We start from the raw sequence: 6,000 nt of genomic DNA, 5'->3' as shown, positions 1-6,000 counted from the left end.
CAGAAAGTCAGATCAACATCCGGACTACTAGTACATACGATGGGTAAAATTGCAATCGCATTTATTTATCTAATTTTTTAAATACTGATTCGCATTAGTAACTAATTATTGCTATATATTTACCTAGATAATAAAGAAGTTACAGACCTTAAATTAGTGTGTATAACTATTTTGCTCAAAGATATACCTTTTTAATAAAACAAAACAGAGGTATAAATTTTATATTTACACCTCTGTCCTTTACAATATTGATATTTTTAAAAATATTTCGTCACCTGAATCTTTTTAAAAGAGTTCATTTCATTAATCATTCTTACTGATGAATCTACTATAGGATAAGCACACAAAGCACCCGTACCTTCCCCTAAACGGAATCCTAAGTGAAGGATAGGTTTTGCATTCAGATATTGAAGTACCAGCTTATGTCCTGCCTCATCACCTTGATGTCCGAAAATAGCATAATGCAATACATTCGCATTCAATTTAGATGCAGCAAGCATGCAGTTGGTCATGATAAAACCATCTACCAGAATTACCATTTTCAGTTCAGCAGCTTTTAGCATTGCACCTACAGCCATTACCATTTCGTAACCTCCAAAATAACGAATGATATCTTCCGTCGAGTTGTCTCCTTTGTAGTTTTCTTTGGCTTGTTTCAAAACATTGTATTTATGCTCCATTATGCCACCTGTATGGTCACAACCTGCACCTACACAATCTTTCAGCGGAATATCAGTCAAACAAGCTGTCCATAAAGCCGATGCCGAAGTATTGGTTATACCCATTTCGCCAAAGCCTATGATATTGCATCCTTTATCGAAACAAGCTTGTGCACAATCGGCACCACGTTGTATCGCCAAAGCCATTTCTTCTTCTGTCATAGCTGCTTCGTGCAAATAGTTACGTGTACTTTTTCGGATCTTTTTATCAATAATCGGATCTTCGGGTTTAAAATCGAAGTTAACTCCTGCGTCTACAATTTGCAATTCTATTTTATGTTGACGTGCCAGAAAATTGATCCCTGCACCTCCTGCCCAAAAGTTAGCTACCATCTGGAAAGTTACTTCTTGCGGGGATGGGCTTACTCCCTCGGATGCAATACCATGATCTCCTGCAAACACAATGTGATGAGGATTGCTCACTTTTGGTTCTAACGTCTGCTGAATCCACCCTATTTGCATGGCTAAATCTTCCAATACTCCCAACGCCCCTTTGGGTTTGGTCAGGTTATCTATTTTTTCTTGTAAATAAGAACGAATTTCGTCTTTTGGTTTTTCAATATTGAATTGTAACATCGTATTTTATGTTTCTTTTTTTATAATAATTTGCACTCAATTAACTGTGGTTAATAACGGCTATATTCACTCTTTGTTGATTCTCTCAAAATTACAAATAATAGAAAAGAATCAAGTATTTATTCTAATCTAAAGTATCTAATTCAACACCTTATTTTCTAAACAAATGTTTAAACTGATGCGAATACAATTTCGATAAACCTTCGCGATTCCCAATTGCATCACCCACAACAATCATTGTAGTTAAAGTCAGATTATTTTCTTTGATAATCTTGGTTAAGTCTTTCAATTCGCCCCGATAAATACGCTCGTCTTTCCACGTTAGTTTATAACATGCTGCCACAGGTGTTGTTGGAGGATAATGTACCAATAATTCTTCCTGTACTTGATCTACTATGGTTGCACTGAGGAAAATACACATGGTACTTTGCGATTGAGCCAGCATGTGTAATTTTTCCTTTTCGGGCATGGGCGTTCTCCCCTCTCCACGAGTCAATATAATAGTCTGTACTTTCTCGGGAATAGTGAATTGCGATTCCAAAGCCGCAGCTGCAGCCAAGAAAGACGATATGCCGGGAGTAATGTGATACGACATTTTATATTCATCAAAAAATGCCATTTGCTCCTGTATAGCTCCATAAATACAAGGGTCTCCGGTATGCAGGCGAACGACTAATTTTCCTTTGTCATAAAACTCTTTCATGATTGCAAACTGTTCTTCCAGATCCATCGATGCCGAACTTCTTACCACTGCTCCTTGCTTGGCACAATAGGTAAGTTCAACAGGTACAAGGCTTCCTGCATAAAGGATCAAATCGGCTGCTTCCAAAAAATAACGACCTTTTACAGAAATCAAATCGGGATCACCGGGACCTGCTCCTACTATTTCGATATGTCCTTGGCGAATAGCTTCCCTGTCAATAGCAATAGCAAACGTAAAATCGTTACCAATACTTAATACCGCTTTTTGTTTCTCCAGAATAAGAGAACCTCCATTGGCACTTTTTATAGCTGTGGCTTCCGACACACTTGAAACTGAAGTTACTTCTTTTACTTTTTGAGAAGGGTTAGGTACTTCTATGTCTTTCAGTTCATCAGCCGAGTAAATATTCACGGGGATATTCTTTAAGGAGACCTGAATATCTTCTAATAAAGCTTCATCTTTTTTCAAATCAATAGAAGAAATGTCCTTTATGGAAGACATCGCAATCTTCAATCCCTTTATTTCGGCAGAAAGATAATCGGTTATTCCTTTAGGGTCGCAATCTTTACGACACCCAACACCCAAGTGCAACACTCTGGGATGATAATAAATTACCTGAATACCTGCATCAGGATAAAGATATGGCGTTACAGCAATCAGCAATTCATATTTATGCAAGTTAATATCTTCGTATTTATAGTATAAGTCAACATGTTCGGGTGCTGTACGCTCCAAATATGTTGTTCCCTCATCGTTAATATCGAGTAAAAGGGCGGTCGGTTTTTTATTCACAAAAGATGTCAACGGATAATTAAAGTTAACCGCATTAGAATCGGTCACCCATCCAAATTTCTTCCCGATAGTATCTAATGCCCAGAGATTTGTATTATCGCTTTGAGTGGTAATAACTGCTTCACCACCGATAATATTAGCTACTTGTTTCGATAAGTCGTTTGCTCCCCCGATGTGCCCCGACAAAACTGAGACTACGTATTTACCCGTACTGTCGATATTTACAACAGCAGGATCGGTATATTTATCTACAATGTAAGGTGCAATGCTTCGCACACAAATACCCATCGCACCAATAAAAATGAGTGATTCTACTTTATTGAACAGTTCTTCTACACAGTCATTTATTGATGATATCTGCACAGTACCTTCAATCTCGGCTTTGGTATAGATCCGTGCATTCGCTAAATCTTTCTTTATAGTTTGTGCTAACACTAAGCTACTTTCGGAGGTTAGTATGATTGCTGTTTTTGTCATTGCTTTGCTATAATTTAATTGAGACTTTTTCGTGCTTTCATTACATCAATAGCATTGAAATCGTCCACTTTAATTGTTATACTTTGTTCTAGTTTCAAACCATTATTTTCTATGGCATCTAAAAACATATTTCGACTTTCGTCCGATACCGAATTGAATACAATTATCCCATTGGGGGTCAACACTTCGGTCAATTTGGTTACTATTTCATTCATTTTACCACCATGCCCACCAATGAATACAGCATTGGGAGAAGGTAAACCCGATGTATCAGACTGGGTAAAATCTCCGATAAATGAAGTTATGCCGGGTGTACCAAATCGGCGTGCATTATTCTGCATTAATTCTGTCCCTTCGCTCCTTTGCTCAAACGCAAAAACTTCGAGATGCGGAAACTGCATTTTAGCTTCTACAGAAACTGATCCTGTACAAAAACCAACATCCCAAAAGACCGACTTATCTCTCAAGTCCAACATACTAAGAGATAACAATCGAATGGGCATTTTGGTTATCATTTTTGCTCTTCCATTCAATAAATGAAAGTCACTTTCGGGAATACCAAACGGACGATTCCGTGTCTTGGTCTTTATCAAGATCAGATTATTGGGAAATTGAAAGGTCTTACCTACAACGTCTTTCAGTTCTAAAGTCGAGACTCTCTCTTTTTCCTTATTACCAAGCAATTCACCAATGTTCATGATATAGTTATCATATCCATATTCCAGCATTCGTTCTGCAATAGCCCATGGAATATGTTCTTTGTTATCGGTCAACACTCCTATTTTGGATTGTCCTTCGATCAAAGCCTGATCGAATTTTAGCCAGGGACGACCCGTCAACGATACAATATGCATATCCTGATAAGGCAACACCAAACGATGAGCCAACATTTGCAATGAATTGAACGAAGGGTATAACATAATTTCAGCCTCAGGCATTTCCCTTTGAATGGTATTCGCAAATCCAAAGAAAAGAGGATCACCCGAAGCAAAAACAACTATTTCGTCATACGATTGATATTGTTGAAACACATTTTTCAAAGGGACAACTATATCAATCCAAATGTATTCTTGGGGTAGAAATGGTTCTGCAATTTCATGATGACGTGCTCCTCCCGAAAAAACAGTATGAGCACTTATCACTTCCTTTATTTCGGGTGAGAAATATTGTTGCTGATTATCATCTATACCTATTACGTAAAATTTCATATTCTTTCCATTAAACTGCTCACACATCCCTACCCGGTTTCAATTGCTCAGCATCATCAAAGGTAAGTATTGAATTTACTAGTGTTGCAGCTAAATTACTACCACCTTTTCGTCCTTCTATAATTATTTTCGAAATATCTTTAAACGGTTTAGTCATGTGTTTAGATTCACGCACATTCACAAACCCAACAGGAGCTGCAATAATGCCAATAGGGTTTGCTTTGCCCTTACGTACCAATTCACACAGCTCTATCAAAGCCGTTGGTGCATTACCAAAGGCATACAAAGCATCCGGATATTCCTCAACTGCCAAACGAATACCTGCTTGGGTACGCGTAATACCTTTAGATTGTGCCAGTTCGGCAACACGAGGGTCGTACAGATAACATTTTGCCTCTATCCCCATACGTTCCAAGGCTCCTTTACGAATGCCAGAAACTACCATAGTTACATCGGTGATAATGGTACGAACGGTTCCTTCGGTAAATTCTTTGTAAAGATTGGCTACTGCATTTTCGTCGGTATACAGAACGTCTTCCATATCAAAATCGGCAGTAGTATGTGTTGCATGAAGCAATGCCCATTTCTTATCGAGTGGTATATTCTTGTTTTTCAATTCGCTTTCGATGGTTCTGAAACTACGGATCATTATATCCTGACCCAGATTTTTTGCACCTTCGACTTCATCCTCCCGATAATATCCGCGGGGGGTAATTATTTTATCCTCTTGAAAACGGTATGATTGCGAATTACCTATGATAACAATGGTAAACATATCTACATCTTCGGGGTTAAATTCGCCGAGTGTAGTTACTTTCACCTCCTGCTCATCACGCCCTGCCTGACGCACATAACCTACTGGTGTGTTGGGAGAACGGTCTTTGAGAAACAGTTCAACCAATCGGTACAACTGCCAGTATCTGCCATTACTTTTGGGATTATAAATGGCTGTAACAAAATCGGCTGACGAAGCAGCAATTATGCGTTTTTCGATTCTGTCCCAAGGCGTCATTAAATCGGACATCGAAATAATACAGAAATCGTGACCAATGGGTGCTCCCAAAATAGCTGCCGCTTTCTGAAAAGCACTGATACCGGGGAGTACTTCTACTTCAATATCGCTTTGCTTTTCCTTTTTCATCTCATAGATAAGAGGAGCCATGCCGTAAATACCCGAATCACCCGAACTGATAACACAAACGGCATTACCTTCTTCGGCATAACGAAATGCTTCTTCGGCTCGTTGACGTTCTTTCTTCATACCCGTATCAATACATTGTGCTTCGGGTTTTACAAAATCGGAGATAAACTGAAAATAATATTTATATCCGACAATTACATCCGAAACTTTAACGGCTTCGAGTACTGCGGGGGTTATATCTTCACTTGACCCGGGACCTATGCCGGCTACTATAATTTTTCCTTTTGCCATATTTAAAATAAATAAATGTATTTAATGATCTATTTAGGGTTGTAGGGAAAGACCTATGTGTCTTTCCTCTTTGGGCGAACACATAGGTTCGCC

Annotated in this window: 4 protein-coding genes; all 4 read right to left on the bottom strand. The window is 38.5% G+C overall.

Annotated features, from left to right (window positions below; all coding sequences use genetic code 11):
• Window positions 1–257: 257 nt before the first annotated feature.
• The 4 genes from cobT to cobJ all read right to left on the bottom strand — a co-directional run bounded on the left by cobT (window position 258) and on the right by cobJ (window position 5,907).
• The gene (cobT, locus tag CLV62_RS07335; RefSeq protein ID WP_110310136.1) at window positions 258–1,295 is read right to left on the bottom strand and encodes a nicotinate-nucleotide--dimethylbenzimidazole phosphoribosyltransferase; all 1,038 of its coding nucleotides are present in this window, start codon (window positions 1,293–1,295) and stop codon (window positions 258–260) included.
• A gap of 151 nt (window positions 1,296–1,446) precedes the next feature.
• The gene (cobM, locus tag CLV62_RS07330; protein WP_110310135.1) at window positions 1,447–3,267 is read right to left on the bottom strand and encodes a precorrin-4 C(11)-methyltransferase; all 1,821 of its coding nucleotides are present in this window, start codon (window positions 3,265–3,267) and stop codon (window positions 1,447–1,449) included.
• A gap of 14 nt (window positions 3,268–3,281) precedes the next feature.
• Complete coding sequence (cbiE, locus tag CLV62_RS07325) at window positions 3,282–4,475, bottom strand: precorrin-6y C5,15-methyltransferase (decarboxylating) subunit CbiE (protein WP_110310142.1); 1,194 nt, start codon at window positions 4,473–4,475, stop codon at window positions 3,282–3,284.
• 19 nt (window positions 4,476–4,494) lie between these two features.
• Entirely contained in the window at window positions 4,495–5,907 is a 1,413-nt protein-coding gene (gene cobJ / locus CLV62_RS07320; RefSeq protein WP_110310134.1) for a precorrin-3B C(17)-methyltransferase, read from the bottom strand.
• Window positions 5,908–6,000: the final 93 nt, after the last annotated feature.

The sequence above is a fragment of the Indolivaga alginatilytica genome, from assembly GCF_003201355.1.
Lineage (GTDB): Bacteria > Bacteroidota > Bacteroidia > Bacteroidales > Dysgonomonadaceae > Dysgonomonas_A > Dysgonomonas_A alginatilytica.
This window is presented reverse-complemented; position numbering and strand designations above follow the sequence as displayed.

Excerpts from the sequence above, each read along its gene's own strand:
- cobJ (WP_110310134.1), bottom strand. The coding sequence starts at position 5,907 with ATGGCAAAAGGAAAAATTATAGTAGCCGGCATAGGTCCCGGGTCAAGT.
- cobT (WP_110310136.1), bottom strand. The coding sequence starts at position 1,295 with ATGTTACAATTCAATATTGAAAAACCAAAAGACGAAATTCGTTCTTAT.
- cobM (WP_110310135.1), bottom strand. The coding sequence starts at position 3,267 with ATGACAAAAACAGCAATCATACTAACCTCCGAAAGTAGCTTAGTGTTA.
- cbiE (WP_110310142.1), bottom strand. The coding sequence starts at position 4,475 with ATGAAATTTTACGTAATAGGTATAGATGATAATCAGCAACAATATTTC.